This window comes from Haloferax marinum (assembly GCF_009674625.1).
Taxonomy (GTDB): Archaea; Halobacteriota; Halobacteria; order Halobacteriales; family Haloferacaceae; genus Haloferax; species Haloferax marinum.
The window spans coordinates 1,597,069-1,617,711 of record NZ_WKJQ01000001.1 but is presented as its reverse complement, the minus strand read 5'-3'; the positions used below and the strand labels follow the sequence as shown (position 1 = coordinate 1,617,711).

The 20,643-nt window shown below is 63.2% G+C and carries 24 protein-coding genes; 16 read left to right on the top strand and 8 right to left on the bottom strand.

Annotated features, from left to right (window positions below; genetic code table 11):
* Positions 1-105 precede the first annotated feature (105 nt).
* The 5 genes from GJR99_RS08290 to GJR99_RS08270 all read left to right on the top strand — a co-directional run bounded on the left by GJR99_RS08290 (position 106) and on the right by GJR99_RS08270 (position 3,239).
* Positions 106-1,269, top strand: a complete 1,164-nt coding sequence (locus GJR99_RS08290; RefSeq protein WP_151111082.1) for an acyl-CoA dehydrogenase family protein — start codon at positions 106-108, stop codon at positions 1,267-1,269.
* Positions 1,270-1,376: 107 nt separating this feature from the next.
* On the top strand, positions 1,377-1,667 hold the full coding sequence (locus GJR99_RS08285) for a DUF7853 family protein (RefSeq protein ID WP_151111080.1): 291 nt from the start codon (positions 1,377-1,379) through the stop codon (positions 1,665-1,667).
* Positions 1,668-1,847: 180 nt separating this feature from the next.
* Positions 1,848-2,216: a 4Fe-4S dicluster domain-containing protein gene (locus GJR99_RS08280; RefSeq protein ID WP_151111078.1), complete on the top strand. Its 369-nt coding sequence runs from the start codon at positions 1,848-1,850 to the stop codon at positions 2,214-2,216.
* Between the two features lie 93 nt (positions 2,217-2,309).
* Complete coding sequence (locus tag GJR99_RS08275; protein WP_151111076.1) at positions 2,310-2,684, top strand: VOC family protein; 375 nt, start codon at positions 2,310-2,312, stop codon at positions 2,682-2,684.
* Between the two features lie 102 nt (positions 2,685-2,786).
* The gene (locus GJR99_RS08270) at positions 2,787-3,239 is read left to right on the top strand and encodes a ferritin-like domain-containing protein (RefSeq protein ID WP_151111074.1); all 453 of its coding nucleotides are present in this window, start codon (positions 2,787-2,789) and stop codon (positions 3,237-3,239) included.
* 139 nt (positions 3,240-3,378) lie between these two features.
* On the opposite strand, the gene GJR99_RS08265 is transcribed toward GJR99_RS08270, so the two are convergent.
* The 4 genes from GJR99_RS08265 to GJR99_RS08250 all read right to left on the bottom strand — a co-directional run bounded on the left by GJR99_RS08265 (position 3,379) and on the right by GJR99_RS08250 (position 7,618).
* On the bottom strand, positions 3,379-5,490 hold the full coding sequence (locus GJR99_RS08265; RefSeq protein ID WP_151111072.1) for a (Fe-S)-binding protein: 2,112 nt from the start codon (positions 5,488-5,490) through the stop codon (positions 3,379-3,381).
* A gap of 125 nt (positions 5,491-5,615) precedes the next feature.
* The gene (locus GJR99_RS08260; RefSeq protein WP_151111070.1) at positions 5,616-6,320 is read right to left on the bottom strand and encodes an energy-coupling factor transporter transmembrane component T family protein; all 705 of its coding nucleotides are present in this window, start codon (positions 6,318-6,320) and stop codon (positions 5,616-5,618) included.
* Positions 6,314-7,021, bottom strand: a complete 708-nt coding sequence (locus GJR99_RS08255; protein WP_151111068.1) for an energy-coupling factor ABC transporter ATP-binding protein — start codon at positions 7,019-7,021, stop codon at positions 6,314-6,316. The genes GJR99_RS08260 and GJR99_RS08255 overlap by 7 nt, the downstream gene beginning before the upstream one ends.
* An 18-nt stretch (positions 7,022-7,039) precedes the next feature.
* Positions 7,040-7,618, bottom strand: a complete 579-nt coding sequence (locus GJR99_RS08250) for a biotin transporter BioY (protein WP_151111066.1) — start codon at positions 7,616-7,618, stop codon at positions 7,040-7,042.
* Positions 7,619-7,717: 99 nt separating this feature from the next.
* Between GJR99_RS08250 and GJR99_RS08245 the strand changes: the two genes are divergently transcribed.
* From GJR99_RS08245 to GJR99_RS08210, 8 genes are all read left to right on the top strand, one after another.
* Positions 7,718-8,323, top strand: coding sequence for a conditioned medium-induced protein 4 (locus GJR99_RS08245; protein ID WP_151111064.1), 606 nt, complete (start codon positions 7,718-7,720; stop codon positions 8,321-8,323).
* Positions 8,324-8,410: 87 nt separating this feature from the next.
* Positions 8,411-10,519 carry a minichromosome maintenance protein MCM gene (locus GJR99_RS08240; protein WP_151111062.1) on the top strand — a complete coding sequence of 703 codons (2,109 nt, stop codon included), beginning with the start codon at positions 8,411-8,413 and terminating at the stop codon, positions 10,517-10,519.
* Positions 10,520-10,610: 91 nt separating this feature from the next.
* On the top strand, positions 10,611-11,732 hold the full coding sequence (locus tag GJR99_RS08235; RefSeq protein ID WP_151111060.1) for a hypothetical protein: 1,122 nt from the start codon (positions 10,611-10,613) through the stop codon (positions 11,730-11,732).
* 95 nt (positions 11,733-11,827) lie between these two features.
* Positions 11,828-12,130, top strand: a complete 303-nt coding sequence (locus tag GJR99_RS08230; RefSeq protein WP_151111058.1) for a DUF7854 family protein — start codon at positions 11,828-11,830, stop codon at positions 12,128-12,130.
* Between the two features lie 54 nt (positions 12,131-12,184).
* Positions 12,185-12,523, top strand: a complete 339-nt coding sequence (locus GJR99_RS08225) for a DUF7855 family protein (protein ID WP_151111056.1) — start codon at positions 12,185-12,187, stop codon at positions 12,521-12,523.
* Positions 12,520-13,356, top strand: a complete 837-nt coding sequence (locus tag GJR99_RS08220) for a DUF7856 family protein (protein WP_151111054.1) — start codon at positions 12,520-12,522, stop codon at positions 13,354-13,356. Before GJR99_RS08225 ends, GJR99_RS08220 begins: the two co-directional genes overlap by 4 nt.
* 87 nt (positions 13,357-13,443) lie before the next feature.
* Positions 13,444-14,391 (top strand): DUF7857 domain-containing protein, encoded by a 948-nt coding sequence (locus tag GJR99_RS08215; protein WP_151111052.1) that lies wholly within the window; start codon positions 13,444-13,446, stop codon positions 14,389-14,391.
* On the top strand, positions 14,388-15,050 hold the full coding sequence (locus tag GJR99_RS08210; protein WP_151111050.1) for a nucleotide-binding protein: 663 nt from the start codon (positions 14,388-14,390) through the stop codon (positions 15,048-15,050). The genes GJR99_RS08215 and GJR99_RS08210 overlap by 4 nt, the downstream gene beginning before the upstream one ends.
* Positions 15,051-15,242: 192 nt before the next feature.
* Here the strand turns inward: GJR99_RS08210 and GJR99_RS08205 are convergent, their stop codons facing one another.
* On the bottom strand, positions 15,243-16,109 hold the full coding sequence (locus GJR99_RS08205) for a transcription initiation factor IIB (protein WP_151111048.1): 867 nt from the start codon (positions 16,107-16,109) through the stop codon (positions 15,243-15,245).
* Positions 16,110-16,271: 162 nt separating this feature from the next.
* On the opposite strand from GJR99_RS08205, the gene GJR99_RS08200 reads away from it, so the two are divergent.
* Positions 16,272-16,793 (top strand): DUF7858 family protein, encoded by a 522-nt coding sequence (locus tag GJR99_RS08200; protein WP_151111046.1) that lies wholly within the window; start codon positions 16,272-16,274, stop codon positions 16,791-16,793.
* A 100-nt stretch (positions 16,794-16,893) separates the two neighbouring features.
* On the opposite strand, the gene GJR99_RS08195 is transcribed toward GJR99_RS08200, so the two are convergent.
* Together GJR99_RS08195 and GJR99_RS08190 are read right to left on the bottom strand one after the other, a co-directional pair.
* On the bottom strand, positions 16,894-17,619 hold the full coding sequence (locus tag GJR99_RS08195; protein WP_151111044.1) for a P-loop NTPase family protein: 726 nt from the start codon (positions 17,617-17,619) through the stop codon (positions 16,894-16,896).
* 103 nt (positions 17,620-17,722) lie between these two features.
* Positions 17,723-18,142, bottom strand: coding sequence for an HIT family protein (locus GJR99_RS08190; protein WP_151111042.1), 420 nt, complete (start codon positions 18,140-18,142; stop codon positions 17,723-17,725).
* A 201-nt stretch (positions 18,143-18,343) separates the two neighbouring features.
* On the opposite strand from GJR99_RS08190, the gene GJR99_RS08185 reads away from it, so the two are divergent.
* Positions 18,344-18,697: a DUF6713 family protein gene (locus tag GJR99_RS08185; protein WP_151111040.1), complete on the top strand. Its 354-nt coding sequence runs from the start codon at positions 18,344-18,346 to the stop codon at positions 18,695-18,697.
* Positions 18,698-18,797: 100 nt separating this feature from the next.
* Here the strand turns inward: GJR99_RS08185 and GJR99_RS08180 are convergent, their stop codons facing one another.
* Positions 18,798-19,514, bottom strand: a complete 717-nt coding sequence (locus tag GJR99_RS08180) for a hypothetical protein (RefSeq protein ID WP_151111038.1) — start codon at positions 19,512-19,514, stop codon at positions 18,798-18,800.
* Positions 19,515-19,661: 147 nt separating this feature from the next.
* On the opposite strand from GJR99_RS08180, the gene GJR99_RS08175 reads away from it, so the two are divergent.
* The gene (locus tag GJR99_RS08175) at positions 19,662-20,624 is read left to right on the top strand and encodes a hypothetical protein (RefSeq protein ID WP_151111036.1); all 963 of its coding nucleotides are present in this window, start codon (positions 19,662-19,664) and stop codon (positions 20,622-20,624) included.
* Positions 20,625-20,643 lie beyond the last annotated feature (19 nt).

Below are 20,643 nucleotides of genomic sequence, written 5' to 3'. Positions count from 1 at the left end.
TCGCCCATCGAGGGACTCCGTCGTTCGTCGGCGCGATGATAGCGTTCTTGGCCGTTTTCCAGTGCTGGCGAATCGTTTTTCACCGCGCCAGACCGACGAACTATCATGCTCGATTATCTAGGACTGGAGGCGGACCTGACCGGCGAAGAGAAACTCGTTCGCGACGAGGCCCGGCGGTTCGTCGAAGAGAAGGTCAAGCCCGACATCGGCGACCATTTCGAGCAGGGGACGTTCCCGACGGAACTCATCTCCGAGATGGGCGAACTCGGCTTCTACGCACCCAATCTCGACGGGTACGGCCTCCCCGGACTCGGTGAGCGTGCCTACGGCCTGTTGATGCAGGAACTCGAAGCAGGTGACTCTGGACTTCGGTCGATGGCGAGTGTACAGGGGTCGCTCGTCATCTACCCGATTCACGCCTACGGCTCAGACGAGCAGAAAGAGCGTTGGCTTCCGGCGCTCGGAAGCGGTGAGGCAGTCGGGTGTTTCGGACTGACCGAACCACAACACGGGTCGAATCCTGCCGGGATGGAGACGTACGCGGAGAAGGACGCCGATGGCTACGTGCTCAACGGGTCGAAGACGTGGATTACGAACTCTCCCATCGCGGACGTGGCCGTCGTCTGGGCGCGCAATCGGTCTGCTGAGGGGTCGCCAGTTCGGGGATTCCTCGTCGAGACGGACCGCGACGGTGTGACGACGAACAAAATCGAGGACAAACTCTCGATGCGGGCGTCGGTGACGGGCGAAATCGCCCTCGACGACGTGTGGGTCCCCGAGGACGACGTACTTCCCGGTGTCACGGGAATGAAAGGGCCGCTGTCGTGTCTCACACAGGCCCGATTCGGTATCTCGTGGGGTGTCGTCGGCGCGGCACGCGACGCGTTCGAGGACGCACTCCAGTACGCCAAAGACCGCGAGCAGTTCGGCGGACCAATCGCACGGTTCCAACTCCAACAGGGCAAGTTCGCAGAGATGGCGACCCAGATAACGAACGCGCAACTGCAAGCCCACCGCCTCGCGGAACTCAAAGAACGCGGTGACTTGCGCCACCAGCACGTCTCGATGGCCAAGCGCCACAACGTTCGCGTCGCCCGCGACGTGACGCGAACCGCCCGCGAAGTGCTCGGTGGGAACGGTATCACCACCGACTACTCGCCGATGCGCCACATGGAGAACATCGAGACTGTCTACACCTACGAGGGGACCGACGACATCCACACGCTCGTCTTGGGGGCCGACCTGACGGGAATCGAAGCGTTCGAGTAACGCCCGAGACCGAGCGACCTCACTGCTTTTGGAGTCGTGCGTGGCCCGTGACAACAGTACGCATACATTTATAGTTCCACGGCCGTAGAGTAGGGTAGAGACAGACAATGACGACATCGGCACAGGACCGGCCAGCGGCGCTCGACCTCTCACGGGAAGAATCGTGGGTCGTCCACGCTGCCTTACTCGAAGCCATCGAGCGGGCAGTCGACGCAGACGACGACCCAACCCCGGCCCCCGACCTGCTCGCGCGGGTCGAAGCGGCTGACGAAGACTTCGACAGCGCTGAACTCGACTATCTCGTAGACTCTCTCCGTGCGTATCGAGGTATCGCGCCGACCCGAGACCAACACCACATCTCGCACGTCCTCGACCACATCGAGGCCGCACGAGTGTAGAGAGCGGCCGTCGTCAGTTCGATTTTCCGGTTTGCTACACGTCTGAGACGAAGGCTTCCTGTCCAGCGTGCACTCACTCACTCACTCACCGAGACACTCTCGTCGAACCCGTTTCCGTCCGCGACTTTCCCACCTCCGATGCGGACGTTTTAGTACGACACCCGGCGAAGACCACTGCAAATGGCTATCGACCCGAACTTCGATACGAACCGCGAGAAGGTAGGCGAAGAAAAGCTGGACGAACTTCGTTCGTCGGCAAACCAAACTGCGTTTGGTGACGGCGTCGCCGTCTGGGGCCCCGTCGACCCGCCGAAGAAACTCGGTATCCACGGCACGCACGTCGCCGTCGATTACGACATCTGTCTCGCCGACGGCGCGTGTCTCGAAAACTGCCCCGTCGACGTGTTCACGTGGGTCGATACACCCGGCCACCCCGAAAGTGAGGTGAAGGTCGAACCGACGAACGAAGACCAGTGTATCGACTGTATGCTCTGTGTGGATATCTGCCCGGTCGACGCCATCGACGTCGACGCCTCCCGACAGGCCTGAGTCGCTTTTCACGCTTCCCGTCAGGCCTGCGTCGGTAGCACCGATTCTGGCACGGAGGTCCGATTTTATCCCTCCCGGCCGCGTGCGACGAGTATGGGTCTCATCCACACCGCACTCGTCGTCTCGGACCTCGACTCGACACTCGACTTCTACGCCGAACTCGGCCTCGAGAAGACCAACGAGTTCGAACTCGGTGGGGTTCGGAACGTCTACATCGGCAGCGACGACACCGACATGGAACTGCAACTGAAGTACGACCCCACCTCGGCCGACCGGGTCGACCCGTCGGGAATCGACCACGTCGCTATCGAAGTCAGCGACGTCGACCGCGTCTTCGAGGAACTCCTCGAAGCCGAACACCCCGACGTGGTGAAACCGCCGCAGTACATCGAGGAGGCGAGCGCCACCGCCGCGTTCGTCAAAGACCCCGACGGATACGTCGTCGAACTCGTCGAATTCGACGACTGAACTGCAGTTCGGTGGGGCTGGCTGGGGGTCTGTCTCGTGTTACCGGACGAACTCCCGCCGGCGAACAGCTATTTGTTGTCCGAGCGTCAATATTGGGCCGCTATGTCTGAGGACGTAACCGCGCTGTTGAAGCGCGCCTATCAGGACGAAATCGAGACGGTAATGAACTACATGACTAACTCCATCGTCCTCGACGGCGTCCGGGCCGAGGAGATAAAGGAGTCGCTCAAAGCGGACATCCAGGAGGAACTCACCCACGCACAACAACTCGGTGACCGACTGAAGCAACTCGACGAGAAACCACCAGGCTCTGCGACGTTCGAAGCGCGCCAGCACGACCTGCAACCACCCGAAGATAGCACGGACGTGCTGTCGGTCATCAACGGTGTCCTCGCGGCCGAAGAGGGCGCAATCGAGACCTATCGCGCGCTCATCGACGCCGCCGAAGAAGCGAACGACCCCGTCACCGAGGACCTCGCCGTGACGCTCCTCGCCGACGAGGAAGCCCACCGAACCGAGTTCCGTGGCTTCAAGAAAGAGTACGAGCGCGAATAACACTCCGCTGGACGGGTTCGGTGACGACTCGACCCTGTCCCGCCCTGAACTGTATTTTTCCCTGCCGACGACTCACGCCGCACTGCCGAGAGCGACCGCTGCGGGAGATTGAGAGTTCGAACGGAAAAACGAAGACTGTTCAGTCGGCCGACGCAGGCGTCGTCTCCGACCCAACTGCGCCCGCCTTCTCGTCGAGCGCTTCGACGATGAGTTCCGAGATATCGACGACGTCGATGTCGTCTTCGTAGTCGCCGGTCTTGCGGCCGTCTTCGTACATCGTCGCACACATCGGACAGGCGACGACGAACCGTTCGACTCCGCCGGTGGTGTCTTCGAGCGCCTCACGCAGGCGTTCTTCGGATGGCTTCGACTCTTCTTCTTGGTCTAACCAGAGACCACCGCCGCCGCCACCGCAACAGAAGGACTCGTCGCGGTTGCGTGGCATTTCGGCTAGCGAGACGCCAGTTGCGCGGATGACTTCGCGGGGTGCTTCGTACTCACCGTTGTACCGGCCGAGATGGCACGGGTCGTGGTAGGTGACCGTCTGTGCGGAGAGTTCAGTCCCCGAGAGTCCGAGTCGGCCGCCGTCGACGAGTTCCTCCACGAGTTGCGTGTAGTGGAAGACGGGGTAGTCGAACGAGTCGTCCATCTCCGGATACTCGTTTTTGAACGTGTTGTACGAGTGGGGGTCCGTACAGACGATTTTCTCGAAGTCGCAGTCGGCCATCGCGGCCACGTTGTCCTCGACGAGCATCTCGAAGAGGCCCTCTTCGCCGACGCGGCGCACGTCGTTGCCGTCGTGCTGTTCGTCTTCGTAGAGGATGCCGTAGGAGACGCCCGCTTCCTCGAAGATGCGGGCCATCGCACGAGCGACGGCGCGGTTGCGCTCGTCGTAGGATGGGTAGTCGCCGACGTACCAGAGATACTCGACGGACTCGTCGCGGGCGTCCGGCACCTCGAAGTCGAGGTCGTCGGTCCAGTCGGGTCGCTTGCGCTGTGGGTCGCCGAAGGCGTTCCCGTTCGAGAAGATGTTCATCATGGCCTCCTGGACGGGTTCTTGCTGCTGGCCCGTCTCGGTGAGGCGGCGGTTCATGTGGGTGAAGTGCGTCAGGTGCTCGATTTCGACCGGGCAGGCGTCCATGCAGGCCATACAGGCCATACACGACTCCATCGACTCGCTGGCGATGACCGAGGTGCCGCCGTCGGCGACGATGTCGATAGACTCGCCGCCGTCGGCAATCGAATCGCGGTAGGTCTTCAGGTCTAAGATGACGTCACGCGGGTCGAGGTTGCGACCGGATGCCTTCGCCGGACAGGCGTCGGAACAGCGGCCACACTTCGTACAGGCGTCGAAGTCGAGCATCGCCTTCCACGAGAAGTCGTCTTCGGAGACGTAGCCAATCTCGTCGGGAGACGCGTCGGCGGGCACCTTCGGGAGGCGCTTGCCGGCCTTCTCGTCGGCGGTGACGATGTTGGCGAACGAGGTGAGCATGTGGAGCGGTTTGGCGTACGGAACGGCGGCGACGAACGCCAGCGCGAGGAGGGCGTGGGACCACCAACCGAACCAGTAGAGCGTCTCGGCGAGGCCCTGTCCCATTCCGGCGGTGTCGAAGACGACGGCCACGAAGTAGCCGACGAAGCTTACCGTCTCGAACGGGGGGAACTCGGTGCCGACGATGCGGACGCCTTCGAGGACGTAGCCACCGACGCCGAGTAAGAAGAGCGTCCAGACGAACGCGGCGTCTTCGAAGCCAGTGTGTTTGCCCCACAGACGTGGGTGACGGACGCCGTAGCGTCGCCACAGCGCCATGCCGACGCCGACGACGAACGCGAGGCCCATGAAGTCCATCACGAAGGAGTACGAGAGGTAGAAGTCGCCGACGAAGAACGACTCCTGCGAGAGGAGTTTCGTCCAGATGTCCATGTCGATGGCGAGGATGGTCGTCCCGATGAGGAGCGTCAGGAAGCCCCACATGATGAGTCCGTGCATCACGCCGGCGTACCGGTCGCGCTTGAACTGGTTCTCGTTGGTGAAGACGACCTTCGTCGCGCGAACTATCCGGTTCGGGAGGTCGGATAGTCGGTCGAACGGGTCGGCTCCGCCGTGTGCATAGCGCACGAAGCGGTCGTACACCCCGTACAGAAAGACGAGGGACGCGATAGCGGCGAGGCCGTAAAAGAGGGCCTCACCCACCGGGCTAATAGTCCAGAAGGTCTCCCGAGTGACCTCCGCCTGCGCCGCAAATACCATAATCAATCACCGGAGAACCAGGTGTTAAATCTTACCACTGTCGTCTAGTTTTCACATTCTCGATTCGTCACGTCACATCCGTATGACGTCGAGTTGGTCGCCGTCGACGGACTGCCGTCTGGTTCTCACACGGCGACACTGACGACCAGCACACAGGCGACGACGAGTACAGGCACGTCACGCCGGGAGAACTGGAGGTCGGGAAGTGTCGGGTTCCACGCGAAACACCGTGCACGGAGAGCGAGTGCGAGAGAATCTGCTCTCGCGAACGCGCGACGGAGTCCGCCGGCCGCGACGAGTGCGAGGCGCTCGTCGAGTCGTCGCTCGGTGCCGAGACGGGCGGCCTGTGCTTCCCTGACGCGAAGGAGGTCACGTCGAAGCAGTGGAAGGAACCGGAAGACGAGCGCGACGCCCATCCCGAGGGCGACGCCGAGACGTCCGGGGACGAGTCGCTGAATCGCCGCCCGTGAGTCGCGCACGGGCGTGGTTCTGACGTACGCGGCGGCGACGAGGAAGACGAGCAGGATGCGAATGCTCGCGAGGGCCGGGTCGACGGCGGCCGTGGGGTCGACCCACGGCGCACCGAGGCTGACTGCTTCCACGACGGGCGCGAGGACGAGAAACGGCACCGCAAATCGAAGCGAGTAGAGCGACGACAGCAGCGATGTCTCCGAAACGCGCAGACTGACCGCCGCGACGACGCCGAGGAGCGTCAGTCCGAGTGGGGTCGTGTGTGCGAGGCCTGCGGTCGCGAATCCAATCTGGACGGCGAGTTTCGCCCGCGGGTCGAGTCGGTGGGCGAACGAGTCGCCGGGTTCGTAGGTCAACACGATGGAGGCGGTCGGATGCCGAGGTCTGAGAGACGGTCTGCGGCCGATTCGGGGGTGTCGTCGAGGGCGATTTGCCCCTCCGAGAGGACGACCACTCGGTCTGCGAGTTCCGCCACGTCCCGGAGGTCGTGGGTGACGACGACGAGACTCGTCCCCGACGCGCGGAGGTCGCGCAGTCGAGCGAGGACCGACTGTCGAGACGGTTCGTCGAGGCCGGTGAAGGGTTCGTCCAAGACGAGGTGGGCTGGGTGCATCGCCAGTGCGCCCGCGATGGCGAGGCGTTCGACTTCGCCACCGGAGAGCGAATCGACGCGGTCGTCTTCGCGGCCATCGAGGTCGACGGCGGCGAGCGACTCGCGGACGCGAGTGTCTATCTCCTCGTGCGAGAGGCCGAGGTTCTCCGGGCCGAACGCCACGTCTGCACCGACAGTGGCCGCGACGAGTTGGTCTTCCGGGTGTTGGAACACCATCGCCACGGCGGTTCGTGCGGCGACGAGGTTCTCACTCACGTCGATTCCGTCGACCGACACCGACCCGTCGTCGGGTTCGAGGAGGCCGTCGAAGTGGCGGACGAGCGTCGTCTTGCCGGACCCGTTCGCACCCGCGATGACGACACACTCGCCGTCGTCGATGGTGAGGTCGACGCCATCGACTGCGACGGTGTCTCCGTATCGGTGGACGAGTTCGTCGACCTGAATCATGGGTTGGGAGCGTCTCGCTTACTCGGCCGCGATGGCGTCCGAACGGACGATTCCGACGGCGGCGGCAATCTTGAACGCCTCCGCGGGGATGAACGCTGCGGCGGCGGTCCAGAAGGCGGCGACGAGGCCGACGTTCTGGACGTACGCGAAGCCAACTACACCGAGGGCGTAGATGACGGCGGTGCCGACGACCATCGCGCCGACGAGACGGACGGTGCCGACGCGGTAGTCACCGAGTTCCAGGCCGCCGTGGACGACTGTACCGACGACTGCGGCGGCGATGGGGTACGACCAGAGATAGCCTGCAGTCGGGCCGACGAGCGCTCCGAACCCGGCGGACCCGCCGGCGAAGACGGGCGCGCCGACTGCGCCAGCGACGAGGTAGAGGAGCATCGACGCGCCGCCCCAGATGGGGCCGAGGAAGATGCCTGCGAGGAAGACGACGAGCACCTGGACCGTCACCGGAATCGGTGAGAGTGGGTTGGGGAACGAGACGTACGCGCTGGCACCCATGAGCGCCGCAAAGAGGGCCGCACGTGCCACGTTGCCGACGAGTTCGTCGCCGACGAGTTCGACCGACTCGTGTTCCGTTGCCATGCACGTCGCTGTCTCGTAAACCTCATTGAAGATATCGGTTTACGAGTCGCGCAGGTTCGCCTCAGCATCATTAAAGACGCTGGCAGTGCCACTTCCGGTATGGACGAGAAGACCGCCGAACTCCGCGATATCTTCATCGAGACGACTGGGTCGGAGACCGTGACCGAACGGCAAACCGAGTCGCGCGGGTCGCTCGCCGACGTCGACGACCCCGAGGAAGTTCGCGCTCGCGTGTTGGACCTCGTGACGACGATGCGAGACCGCTACGAGTTCGAGACCGACTGCGCCGACGACGACCTCGTGAATCTCGTCGTCGGTTACTTCGACGGCGAGAGCGACGAGGAACTCGCCCTCGAACTCGACGTCCCTCCCGAGACGGTCCGAACCGCTCGACTCGACCTCCATCTCGTCCGCGACGCCGACCGCGAGGCACCGTTCGATATGGACCGCCTCGACAAACTTCTCGTCGAAGGCGCGGACGACGACGCCATCGCCGAGAGACTCGACGAACCCCTCGAAATCGTCGCACAGTTCCGCCCCGTCGCCGAGGCTGACATCCGGTCGTCGCGGGTGAACTACCGCTTCCGCGACGACTTCGCGGAACTCCTCACCGACGACGACCTCTCTCAGCGGATGGCCGAAGACGCCCGAAACGACGGCCTCCGTGAGGCCACAGAAGATATCGAGACGGACGTGTCACTGTAACCAGGTTGGTCTCAGACGGACGTGAAACGAGACTGACCCGTCCGAACGACGAAGGTTCTTAACCGATAGGGGTCATACCTCTGTGCGATGGCGCAGGCCCCCCAGAACCAGGAACTCACGGAGCGGTTCATCCAGTTCTACCGTAACTACTACCGAGAGGCAATCGGTGAACTGGCCCAAAAGTACCCGAAGGAAAAACGGTCGCTGTACATCGATTACGACGACCTGTACACGTTCGACGCCGAACTCGCGGACGACTACATCACGAAACCTGGCCAGTATCAGGAGTACGCCGAAGAAGCACTGCGCCTGTTCGACCTGCCCGCCGACGTCAAACTCGGGCAGGCACACGTCCGGATGCAGAACCTCCCGGAGTCGGTCGATATCCGAAACATCCGGGTCAACGACGACCACATCGGCACCCTCATCGGCGTGCAGGGAATCGTCCGGAAGGCGACGGACGTGCGCCCGAAGATTACCGAGGCGGCGTTCGAGTGTCAGCGCTGTGGGACGATGAGTTACATCCCGCAGGGCGACGGTGGATTCCAAGAACCACACGAGTGTCAGGGATGTGAGCGTCAGGGGCCGTTCCACATCGACTTCGACCAGTCGAACTTCGTCGACTCGCAGAAACTACGCGTCCAAGAGTCCCCCGAAGGCCTGCGCGGGGGCGAGACGCCACAGAGTATCGACATCAACCTCTCGGACGACGTGACCGGCAAAGTCACCGCCGGCGACCACGTCACCGCCGTCGGCATCCTCCACATCGAACAACAGTCGTCGGGCAACGAGAAGACGCCCATCTTCGACTACTACATGGAGGGCATCTCCCTCGCCATCGAGGACGAAGAGTTCGAAGATATGGACATCAGCGACGACGACGTCGCCGAAATCATCGAACTCTCGAACTCGCCGAACATCTACGAGCGGATGATAGACTCCGTGGCACCCGCAATCTACGGCTACGACCAGGAGAAACTCGCGATGATTCTCCAGTTGTTCTCGGGCGTCACGAAACACCTCCCCGACGGGTCTCGCATCCGCGGTGACCTGCACATGCTCCTCATCGGTGACCCCGGTACGGGTAAGTCGCAGATGCTCCAGTACATCCGCAACATCGCGCCGCGGTCGGTCTACACCTCCGGTAAGGGTTCTTCCTCTGCCGGTTTGACCGCCGCCGCCGTTCGCGACGACTTCGGAGACGGCCAGCAGTGGACGCTCGAAGCGGGTGCGCTCGTCCTCGCGGACAAGGGTATCGCCGCAGTGGACGAACTCGACAAGATGCGCCCGGAAGACCGCTCTGCGATGCACGAGGGCCTCGAACAACAGCAGATTTCGGTCTCCAAAGCGGGTATCAACGCGACGCTCAAGTCGCGGTGTTCGCTCCTCGGTGCGGCCAACCCCAAATATGGCCGCTTCGACCAGTACGAACCCATCGGTGAGCAGATCGACCTCGAACCCGCGCTCATCTCCCGCTTCGACCTCATCTTCACCGTCACGGACAACCCGGACCCCGACTCCGACTCCGAACTCGCAGAACACATCCTCAAGACGAACTACGCCGGCGAGTTGAACACCCAGCGAACCAACGTGGCCAACTCCGAGTTCACCGAAGCACAAGTGAACGCGGTGACCGACGAAGTCGCCCCCGACATCGACGCGGAACTCCTGCGCAAGTACATCGCCTACGCGAAGCGGACCTGCTATCCGACGATGACCGAGGAGGCCAAGAACGTCATCCGCGACTTCTACGTCGACTTCCGCGCCCGCGGTGCCGACGAAGACGCACCTGTTCCCGTGACGGCCCGGAAACTCGAAGCCCTCGTCCGTCTCTCCGAGGCGTCCGCGCGAGTCCGACTCTCGGACAAGGTGACACAGGAAGACGCCGAACGCGTCACCAACATCGTCGAGTCCTGTCTGCGCGACATCGGGATGGACCCCGAGACGGGCGAGTTCGACGCCGACATCGTCGAGACCGGTCGGTCGAAGACGCAACGCGACCGTATCAGAGACGTCCTCGACGTCATCCGCACGCTGCAAGACGAGTACGAAGACGGTGCGCCGCACGACGAAGTTATCGAACGTGCAAACGCCGAATTCAGTATGGAAGAGAAGAAGGTCGCCGACCAACTGGACAAACTCAAGATGAAAGGCGAAATCTACGAACCCCGCGCCGACGTCTACCGCGCGACGTAGGGCGTTCTCGGGGCCTCGAAGCACGCTTTCTGTCGCTGGCGACTCTCTCACCGCCAGCAACGCTATGCCCTCTGAACGTCAATAATATCACATGAATCGTCGAGCATATCTCTCGGCCGCAGGTCTCGTCTTGTTCGCTGGGTGTTCGACCACGGACACGACCGAGACGACGACGAGTACGACGGAAGTACAGTCCACGACCGAGACGGCCGCTCCGACGACGACCGAAACCGCGACGGAGACGGAGACGGACGAACCGACGACGACGGAAGAGCCAACGACCACAGAAGAACCGACGACGACCGAAGAACTCGACAGAACTGAGCGGATTTTCAATCTCGCGGTCGAAGACCTCACCGACGCGGTTACGGCGTTCGACGACGCGGCCGGTCCCGACGGAGGGTTCCACGACATAAACGCGACCACGAACTTCTCGTTCACCTCCGTTTCAGAACCTCTCACGCTCGCACGCGGACACCTCGAGACGCTCGACCAGCTCGAGACGACGCAGGAACAGCGGGCGCGACTCAATTCGCTCTGGGGTGTCCACTGGTTCCTCTGGTGGACCGGGAAGACACACGAAAATCTCCGTCTCGCTCGCGTTCGCGTAGACAACGCGGTCGCTCGATTCTACACCGAGGAGTTCTACCGAATCGATTCACAGGTCGAACAGGGAATCGAGGCGCTCGACCCCGCGAAAGGAACGTTCGACAGACTTCTCGACGAGTCGGACCCGAACGACCCCGACGCGTTCGACGCACTCACGCCTGACGATTACTCGCGGAAGGTCGACGCGCTCGACGCTGAAATCGTCCAGTTCGAACAGTTCTTGAACCTCCTCGTCTCGGTTCGGGACGCAGTCAACCGCTTACAACGTGGATTCGACGAGTATCTCGGTGGCTCCTACGAGGACGCATCTGGGTCGTTCTTCCGGGCGTCGCTCGAGTTCGAAGACGTTCGCGACGAACTCTCCGAACTCGAACCGGTCGTGGCGCTCGAAACCTACGTCGAGGACTTCGTCTGTCTCGCCGACGCGATGGCGAAGGGGAGCGACGGGTTGGACGAGGCAGCGACGGCGGGCGACAACGACATCCCCGAAAAGCAACCGGAGTTAGAAGCCGAAGCGGAAGCGGCGTTCGCGACGTGCGAGTTGATAGACGAGCGACTCACTTTCGTTTCGACGTTCTTCGAGGAACTCCCCGAAGAACGCTGAGTTGGTCGGTTCCGCGGTCTCCCACATCCGACGAACGAGTTCGCTCCTGAACCGAGAAACTAAGGTGACGGTCCGCCGACGAGGTAGACAACCGAATGGACCGAATCTCCGCCCTCCGGAACATCGAAGACGCGATTCGTGACTTCGAGTCGGGGGACTCCGACCTCGCGAGTACGGAACGACGTGTCGTGACTGTCCTCCGGACGTTCGCGACCGAGTTCGAGACGGACACCGGCGACGAGACGCTCGTCGCGTGGAAAGCCGTCGGTGACGACAGAGCAGAGGGTATCGTCGTCCTCGCGGCGACCGAAGCCGAGGCACGGACGCGCGTCGAAGACCTGCTCGGTGACGCCGAGGCGAGTGCAGACGACGTGACGTTCTCGGTCGAACGCGTCTGACACCGACGGACCGCTGTCGAACCATTTTTCTCTCGACTCCGTGACGGAGTTCCCGTGCTGTTGGTCGTGACATACTCGCAGGCGGCGCGGACGACACTCCGAAACATCTGCCGGACCCACGAGGAGGCCGTCGTTCGCCGCCTCGGACGTGCCGCGTTGTTCGAAGAGACGGAGTTGGCCGCGTTCCTCGCACTTCGCCTCCGCGAGAAACACGACGGCGACGTCCAAATCGAACAGACGACGCCGTTCAACGAGTTCGCGGCCGTCCCCGACTCGGTCCGCGAGGCGGCCGAAGCGTACGAGGCCCGTGAGTCGCCTGCGACGCCGTACAGCAAGTTTGCGACGGGAACTGACCACCCATCCGCCGCAGAGATGCGTGACCGCGAGTTATGAAGGTCTACCTCCCAGACGGGGCCGTTCGCGAGGGTCGAGGTATCGACCTCTCGGATACCGCTTTCGCCCCCGAGACAGTCGTCGCGGCGGTTCGAGACCCTGGGTCGCCTGCGGACGCACTCCGAATCGACTGTCCCGAACCTGACTCGGGACACGACGTGCTTGCCCGCGTCCCGATATCGACGATTACCACGAAGCGTCTCTCGACTGCAGTGGCGCGCTCACGCGGGCGGTCGTCTCCAGTGGACGAAGAACTGGACCGACTCACGTCACGACTCGCTGAGTACGCCGACACTGACGACGACTATTCGACTCCCCTTCGAGCGGCACGTCGCCGACTCGCCGAGGCGGGTGACGACGAAGCAGGGCTCCGGGAACGCACGGCGTCACTCCGGGGCCGGTTGGCCGCTCATCGAGAGGCCGGCGACGACGACGCTATCGAAGCCACGCGAGCCGAACTCGTCGACGTCGCGACACAGCTCTCCGAAGTCGAAACCGAGCGCATCGCAGCAGAACAGCGACTCGAGGCGCTCGAACGCGAGGCGAAACGCGCCCGCGACAGTCGAGACGAACGGCTGCGACTCACCGACGCGGTCGCGAACCGACGACGCGAGGCACGGACGTACTTTGCGGACACACTCGCTGCCGAGTTCGACGAGGCCCGCGACGCACTCTCTGCGCTGTCTTCCGAGACGACTGACACAGACACACTCACTGCTCTCGCCGCCGTCCGACTGGCCGACTTCCGGGCACCGGTCGTCTCGACGTGTCGATTCTTCGCCGACGCCGAGACTGCTGCCCACCACCTCGATTGCCCCGTCATCAGGCTGTGAGCCAGCGATCTGACTTCGACGACTGAAATGAGGTATCCGACGCCATGCGGGCGTTGTTTTATATACGAATAGGCGGCCACCCCCGCCATGCACTCTGACGTCGGCGTCACCGTCGTAGCGGACGTGGTGTTGGTCACGGTCACGTTCGAGAACACCGACTCGGTCGCCCAGCGCGTCCGCCTCCGAAACCGACTCGATGGACCAGTTCTCCCGCCGCGCCGTGCGGGCGTTCCCGAACCCGGATGGGACGACGACGGATTCGAAGGCGCCGTCCCTGCCGAATCCACCGTCGCGCTCGGCTATGCGTCGCCGATAGACGGTGATTCCACCCCGTCGTCAGACACCGACCCCGAGTCGGTCGTCGACATCGACGTTCTCGGGCGGAACCCCGACACCGACACGGCTGCTGTGTCTTCGACCGACGCGATTCGACGACTCGGCCCGTCGCGGCCGCCTGCTGACGCAGTCCCGGCGGCCGAACCGCTCGACATTGCACTGGCGCGTGGGGACTGTTCGGAAGAACCCGACGAGCACACGGCCGACGAAACGGTGTCACTCGAATCGCCCACCTCTCCGTCCGAACCGGCCGACTCTCCGTCCGAATCGGTCGACTCTTCGTCCGAATTGGTCGACTCTTCGTCCGAATCGGCTACCCTCCCACCTGAACCGACCGACGAAGACGTCGCGGTGGCGGTGTCTGCGGCTTCGAACTCGACCGAGGAGTCGGTGTCTGCACCGGCCGCGACCTCTGCGGCCACGACCTCTGCGGCCACTACTTCCACGGCTCAGACTTCCGATTACTCGTCGTTTCTCGTCGCAGTCGAGCGTCGTATCGAACTCGCAGAACGACTCGATGGGGCGTCGGTCCGGGAGGCGGCAGACGCCTTCGAAACGTCGGACGTATCCGTCGATTCGGTCGCCTCACTCGACGCCGACCGCGCTCGACTCCGACGACTCGCGGCACACGCGACGAAACTCGCGGACCGGGCGGCAGACGCCGACCCGGACGTCGATTCCCTACGGAGGGTCGCATGATTCTCGCCGTCGTCTCGGGCAAAGGTGGCGTCGGGAAATCGACCATCTCGTTCGAACTCGGGGCCGAACTCGGTGCGGTGGTCGTCGATGCCGACCTCGGGATGGCGAACCTGCCGTACGCACCGGGGCCGGACCTACACGACGTTCTCGCCGGTCGTGCCGACCCGACCGAGGCAGTCCGCGAGGGCGGCCCGGTCACGATTCTGCCGTGTGGTCGGACCCTGGCCGGTGCCCGCGCCGCCGACGTTCGCCGTCTCGCCGAGACGCTTCGTGCCGTCGAGGCCACCTACGGCGACGTCGTCGTCGACTGTCCGGCCGGGATGCGCGCGGACGCCGGCGTCCCCCTCGCCGTGGCCGACGCCTGTCTCGTCGTCGCGTCGCCGAAGCAGTACGCACTGGCGGACGCAGTTCGGACTCGTGAACTCGCTCGCGAACTCGACTGCGGACTCGTCGCTGTCGCGGTCAACCGCGCCGTCGACGACCCGCCGCTCGACGCCTTCGCAGACGTGTTGGGTGCACCGGCGACGTCGATTCCTGCAGACTCGCGTCTCAGGACTGCTCTCGAGCGGTTCGAACCGGTCGTCTCTGAGTCGCCGAATCGACTGGTCAGTACGCGGCTACGGGAACTCGCCTCGGCAGTTCGGGTTTGTCGTCGGTAGACCGTAGATTCCCATCGGTAGATTGCAGGTTTGTCGTCGGTAGACCGTAGACTTTCGTCGGTAGACTGCAGGCTCTCATCGATAGAACGCAGGCTCACACCGGGAGACGAACGGAGAATCAATCGTCGGTTTCGAACTCGTCTCTTCGATTACGTCACGTCTGTCGGGGGGCGGCGTCTCGAATCGACTGGCTCACTCGCGGAGCGCGACGTAGGTCTTGCGGAGCGTCACGGGCGTCACGTCGGCCACGTCCGCCGCTTCTGATTGGGTGCAGTCGGCACCCTGGTCGCGGGCCGCCGTGTAGAGACACGCCGCCGCGACGCCGCATGGGTTCTTTCCGGCGACGAGATTGTCGTCCTGTGCTTCGCCGACGTACTCGCGCGCACGGCGCTCGACGCTCCCATCGAGACCGAGTTTCGTAGCGAAGCGCGGGAGGTACTCGGTCGGGTCGGCAGGTGCGACGGGGAGGCCGAGGTCACGGTTGAGCGCGCCGTAGGCGGCCTGATGTTCGGATTCGGTCGCCTTCGCCACCGCACAGACTTCGTCGACGCTTCGAGAGATTCCGGCGACCCGGCAGGCGGCGTAAGTACACGCGGCGGCGAACCCTTCGAGCGAACGACCACGGAGCAGGTCTTCGTTCTGTGCCGATTCGAACAGTGCACACGCCTGGTCGCGGATGTGGTTCGGAAGCGAGAGCGCACTCGTCAGGCGACGAATCTCGGTGAACGCGTACACCTGATTCCGCTCACGCTTGGTCGAGATGCGGGCGCGGTTGTGCTGGCGGCGAAGCCGTGCGAACTGTCGGCGCTTGCGGCCTTTGATACGCGTCGAGCGACCGATTTCGGTCGAGAGGCCGCGGTCGTGACGCGAGCGAGTCAGCGGTGCACCCGTCCGAGCAGGGTTGCGGTCGTCGTCGGCGAACGACCGCCACTCCGGCCCGTGGTCGATGCGGTACTCCGAGACGACCAATCCGCAGTCCGAACAGATGGTCTCGCCTGCTTCGACGCCGAGGTGTCCGTCGCATTCTGGGCAACCTTGAGTGGAACGTGCCTTGCTCATCACAATTGAAAATCGGGCTCGAACGGGTATTTAAACACGGGACAAAACGGTGGTTCAACCCTCGAAACGCCAGTTACAACCTACCGGTAATCGGTAGGCTACAGTATCAAATCTGATATTCGTCAGCAACACTTTTGGTCGAAACCCCGAGAGATGGGAGCGATGGGGCTTTCGGATATCGCCGCCGAACTGGAGACCACGACCACCGAACAGCGCCCGCGTCGTGTATCGACCGTCGACGACACCGGTGTTTCACTCCGCGAGCGTTTCGAGACGCACGCAGACGCGCTTCCCTGTGCGCCTGCGGACGCGGAGCGGGTTGTCGAGACACACGGGTCGGGGACGTCGGTCGGTACGAGCGCACGCGAGGCAGGTGTCGCCCCGGTGACGGCGGCGAAAGTCTTGCACTGTTGTGGTGAAGCGGGCGTCAACCCCCTCACCCCCGAAGCGCGACGAATCGTCCGCGATTGGCTCGACGGACAACTCTCGCGCACTGACGCCCTCACACTGACGCAGGCAACGGCGTCGGAGTTCGCCCTCGCGACGTATATCGAGACACACGACCCCATCGAACCCCTCGTCGAAGCAGTCGAGGGGGCGCTGACGGACCGCACCGACGCGGCCGTCGCAAAGCGTGACTCGCTGGCCGAAACCATGAGTTCGGTCACAGACTTGCAGTTCTAACGCGGGACACCGCCTCCCCACCGTCCCGTTTTTCACCGTTTGCCGAGACGCCAGTCTCTCGCTTCGATGTGTAGAGGAGACGGTGTGGTCCGCGTTTCAGTTACCGGCGAGAGAAGACGCTGCCGGACTCGGTGAGCGCTGTCGGTTCGATATCGAGGAGGGCCTCGGCGACGGCAGCGACACCTGCGGCGAGTTCGGGGTCGTCTTGGCAGGCCGGCGCGTCGGCGACGGTACCCGATTCGCTCTCGGGGACGGCGACGTCGGCGTCGGGGAGCGACCCGAACGTCGAGACGGTGGTGTCGATAGTTGCTCCAACGTCGGCGGCACGGGCGGTGAACCGGCCGAGTGCGTCTGCACCGCGGTCGGTTGCGGGAGCGACGAGCGCAACTCGGTCGCACGTCGTCGCGGCGGCGACAGCGGCGTTCGACGCGAGCAGTGGTGCATCGACGAGGACGACGTCGAACTCGCTGGCGGCCTCTGCGATACGGCCTTCGAAGGCCTGTGCGGCGTCTACGGACATCGCTCGCGCGAGTCGCTCGAACGGCGCGGCAGCAGGACAGACTGCCACTCGTCCGTCACCCGGCACCTCGAACTCGACGAGTCCTGCGGCGAGCGACTCGTCTGCCGCGTCGGTGAGGAGTGCCGTCACGTCAGGGTCGAGCGCCCCCGACACGTAATCAGAGAGGCCTTGCGTAGCGAACGCGGCGTCGAGAATAGCCACGTCGTGACCGTCTGCCGCGAGTGCTGTCGCGAGTTCGACTGTGAGTCGCGTCGTACCTGCACCGCCGGTCGTTCCGACGAGTGCCGCAGTAGTGGGAACTGACATACGGCGACTGGCCCCGTTCTCCGATTAATACCTTCGGTCAGTCTATCGATTTTGAGAGTGAGCGCGGCCGACGAGTGGGGGAAAAGTCAGATAGCCGAGTCGATTACGCCTGTGAAATCGCCGCTTCGATGTCGTCCAGCTCGTCGTCAGAGAGGTCTGGCACGTCGCCAGCGACGGCGTGGATGGGACTGCCGCCGTCGTCTTCGAATCGAGGGACGATGTGGACGTGGACGTGCTCGACTTCTTGGCCGGCGGCGGGGCCGTTGTTGATGCCGACGTTCGACGCGTCGGCGTCGACTGCGTCTTCGACCCGCGGGACGAGTTCGTCGACGGCACCGAAGAGGTCTGCCGATATCTCGTCCGGCATGTCGTCGAGGCGTGCGTAGTGGTCTTTCGGGACGACCAGTGTGTGGCCCGGTGCGAGTGGGTTCACGTCGAGGAACGCCAGCGAGTGTTCCGTCTCGTGGACGATTCGGCCGTGGATGTCACGCGATGCGATGGCGCAGAAGATGCAATCGGACATAGATGTGTTGTCGATTGGTGAGGAAAAGAAAGTTCGGACGGATGTTCTGTGGCTGGGCTCTCTCGGGCTGTCGGACGCGGGCGAGTCTGACAGACTCTACCGGAGGGGCCGTCTGCAGGGGAAGAGGGGCCGTCTGGAATGGTCGTAGACACGCCGCGTTCGCTCACCTATCTATTAGTCTCTGGTCTGTGAGTTGACACCATGGTGATGGAATCGTCGATGCTGTTTTTCAGCGTGGTCTCGTTTCTCTTCGTCCACGAACTCGACGCGATTCGCCAGCGTGAATGGCGGTTTTTCTTCGCCCCGTTTTCGGTCCGTGACGAGACAGCGTTCGAGTTATTTACTGCGCTCCACGCGCCGTTGTTCGTCGTGGTACTCTTGTTTCTCGAGTCGGCGGCGTTTCAGCTGGCCTTCGACTCGTTTGCAATCGTCCACGGCCTCTTGCATCTTGGTCTCCGGAACCACCCTCTGATACAGTTCGAGAGTTGGTTCTCCAGATTCTGGATTTTCGGCGCGTCGGTACTCGGGGCACTCCATCTCGCCGTCGTGCTGTGACTCTTCGAATACACGTTCGAAGATACCGGCAGATGGTCTCCACGTCCCCGAATCACGGGGCGTCCTCTGTGGAGTGTCGTGCGTCCTCCTCTCTCAGCTATCAAAACAGTACCTGCAATCTGATAGTTCCCCAGACGACGTGCCAGTGGGCGTAGTAGACGAGGCGGAACGCGAACATCGTCACGAAATCGTATCGTCTGAAGAGATACAGTTGGGCCAGATTGATGGCGAACACGTTCGCTCCGACGTACATCGTCGCCCAGCGTGGAACGCCTCCCGAGAACCCGGCCTGGAGTTGGAAGAGTGGTTCGAGCAGGGCGATTACGACGAGAACGACCCACAGTCGGAGCGACCGGTCGGGCTCTTTTGCCAGCGAGGGTACTGCGAGGAAGGCAACTGCGAGAGGAAGGAGATGAAAGAGCACCTCCACGACGAACCCCATGGTCGGGTAGAACAGCAACGAGTACGGGACGCTGACGTTGATATCCGCTGGGAGCACGGCGACGAAGTCCACGAGCGCCATCCCGACGGCGAGGAGTGTCGGGAGGAGTATGGCGAGTGGAATACGCTGTCGAATCGGCCCCGGTTCGTACACGACGAACCAATCACGTGCGAGAACGAGCGTCACGAGCGACGTCCCGAGGAACACGATACCGAGAAGCGTTGCTATCGGGTCGAGTCCTCCGAAGTACGGACGAAACACCTGTGGCCTCACGATGGTCAGTACCCCGACACAGCCCAGAATCACGAGCGACAGACTCCCAAATAGTCGGAACTGCGGCCGTTCCTCCACGAATAGCTCTCTGAGCCTGTCCATCGGTGGCTGTTTCGCCGTCACGTGTATTAGCTCCCCATTTGTGACGAGTGGGTCGAAGCGTGGTATCGATGGAATCCCACGCGTCTGGCATAGGCATATCGGCGAGATGCCGGCAGATTCATCCATAGCCACACTGACATTTGCCGTATGCGGGCTCTCTCCGACCGAGTCGGGTTCGTCACCGCGGTCATCGCATTCGCCGCCGGCGCGCTCGGTCCCCTCGAGCAGATACTGTACGGGGACGTGCTCAGACTCGTCGCCGGACCGGCTCTCACCGGGTACTACGGGTTTCGCTGGAGTGGAGTGGCCGACCGCTCAGTGCAGCGGCTCACGGTCCGCGTGGTCGGAGGCGCCCTCGTCGGTGCCACACTCGGGACGCTCGTCGGGTGGGCCGTCAGTCGGGGTGCAGTGTTCGGTGGCACACGTGGACTGGCCCAGCTATTCACTCCCCAGGCCACCGTGTCGGTGCTGACCGAACCGCTGTTGATGCCTCCCGTCGCAATCGCCACGGCAGTCGGTGTGATTGGCGGTCTCGTCGTCCGGGTGTGCGTAGGTGATTCGTCACGGACAGACAGTGGACCGAGTGCCGACTCGTCACGGACAGACGGTGGACCGGGTGCTGACTCGTGGGACTGTTCAGAGACAGGGTCGTGGAGACGACTCGTCGCAGTCGGGTGGCTGTGTGGATTCCTCGGAGCTTTCGCCGTCGTCATGCACCAGTTCGGGTGGTTGTTCGCGTCGAGACTGCCGATTCTCGGCGGTGTCCACTACGGATTTCTCGCGGCGGTCGCGACCCCACTCGTGGCCGTCGGTGCGGCCGCCCTCGTCGCGTCGCCACCGGTCACTCACTACCACGTCGAGTGGCTGGTTTCCTCGACGGCCATGGGGACGGCTCTCGGCTCCGTGTTCACCTACACGTACGCACTCGTGTCCGAGGAACGACTCGTCTCTGCACTCCTCCCGTCGATAGTGTGGCGTCTCGTCGTCGACCTCGCCGCTGTGTTCGTCGTCGTCACTCTCGCTGCGCTCGCCGGAAGTGCGTACGCGCCTGTGAACTCGCAATCGGCGGGTCGAGATACACAATCGGTGGGTCGAGACACGCCGGAGTAACCGGGTGCGATTGCGACCC

Excerpts from the sequence above, each read along its gene's own strand:
- GJR99_RS08290 (WP_151111082.1), top strand. The coding sequence starts at position 106 with ATGCTCGATTATCTAGGACTGGAGGCGGACCTGACCGGCGAAGAGAAA.
- GJR99_RS08285 (WP_151111080.1), top strand. The coding sequence starts at position 1,377 with ATGACGACATCGGCACAGGACCGGCCAGCGGCGCTCGACCTCTCACGG.
- GJR99_RS08280 (WP_151111078.1), top strand. The coding sequence starts at position 1,848 with ATGGCTATCGACCCGAACTTCGATACGAACCGCGAGAAGGTAGGCGAA.
- GJR99_RS08275 (WP_151111076.1), top strand. The coding sequence starts at position 2,310 with ATGGGTCTCATCCACACCGCACTCGTCGTCTCGGACCTCGACTCGACA.
- GJR99_RS08270 (WP_151111074.1), top strand. The coding sequence starts at position 2,787 with ATGTCTGAGGACGTAACCGCGCTGTTGAAGCGCGCCTATCAGGACGAA.
- GJR99_RS08265 (WP_151111072.1), bottom strand. The coding sequence starts at position 5,490 with ATGGTATTTGCGGCGCAGGCGGAGGTCACTCGGGAGACCTTCTGGACT.
- GJR99_RS08255 (WP_151111068.1), bottom strand. The coding sequence starts at position 7,021 with ATGATTCAGGTCGACGAACTCGTCCACCGATACGGAGACACCGTCGCA.
- GJR99_RS08250 (WP_151111066.1), bottom strand. The coding sequence starts at position 7,618 with ATGGCAACGGAACACGAGTCGGTCGAACTCGTCGGCGACGAACTCGTC.
- GJR99_RS08245 (WP_151111064.1), top strand. The coding sequence starts at position 7,718 with ATGGACGAGAAGACCGCCGAACTCCGCGATATCTTCATCGAGACGACT.
- GJR99_RS08240 (WP_151111062.1), top strand. The coding sequence starts at position 8,411 with ATGGCGCAGGCCCCCCAGAACCAGGAACTCACGGAGCGGTTCATCCAG.
- GJR99_RS08235 (WP_151111060.1), top strand. The coding sequence starts at position 10,611 with ATGAATCGTCGAGCATATCTCTCGGCCGCAGGTCTCGTCTTGTTCGCT.
- GJR99_RS08230 (WP_151111058.1), top strand. The coding sequence starts at position 11,828 with ATGGACCGAATCTCCGCCCTCCGGAACATCGAAGACGCGATTCGTGAC.
- GJR99_RS08220 (WP_151111054.1), top strand. The coding sequence starts at position 12,520 with ATGAAGGTCTACCTCCCAGACGGGGCCGTTCGCGAGGGTCGAGGTATC.
- GJR99_RS08215 (WP_151111052.1), top strand. The coding sequence starts at position 13,444 with ATGCACTCTGACGTCGGCGTCACCGTCGTAGCGGACGTGGTGTTGGTC.
- GJR99_RS08210 (WP_151111050.1), top strand. The coding sequence starts at position 14,388 with ATGATTCTCGCCGTCGTCTCGGGCAAAGGTGGCGTCGGGAAATCGACC.
- GJR99_RS08205 (WP_151111048.1), bottom strand. The coding sequence starts at position 16,109 with ATGAGCAAGGCACGTTCCACTCAAGGTTGCCCAGAATGCGACGGACAC.
- GJR99_RS08200 (WP_151111046.1), top strand. The coding sequence starts at position 16,272 with ATGGGGCTTTCGGATATCGCCGCCGAACTGGAGACCACGACCACCGAA.
- GJR99_RS08195 (WP_151111044.1), bottom strand. The coding sequence starts at position 17,619 with ATGTCAGTTCCCACTACTGCGGCACTCGTCGGAACGACCGGCGGTGCA.
- GJR99_RS08190 (WP_151111042.1), bottom strand. The coding sequence starts at position 18,142 with ATGTCCGATTGCATCTTCTGCGCCATCGCATCGCGTGACATCCACGGC.
- GJR99_RS08185 (WP_151111040.1), top strand. The coding sequence starts at position 18,344 with ATGGTGATGGAATCGTCGATGCTGTTTTTCAGCGTGGTCTCGTTTCTC.
- GJR99_RS08180 (WP_151111038.1), bottom strand. The coding sequence starts at position 19,514 with ATGGACAGGCTCAGAGAGCTATTCGTGGAGGAACGGCCGCAGTTCCGA.
- GJR99_RS08175 (WP_151111036.1), top strand. The coding sequence starts at position 19,662 with ATGCGGGCTCTCTCCGACCGAGTCGGGTTCGTCACCGCGGTCATCGCA.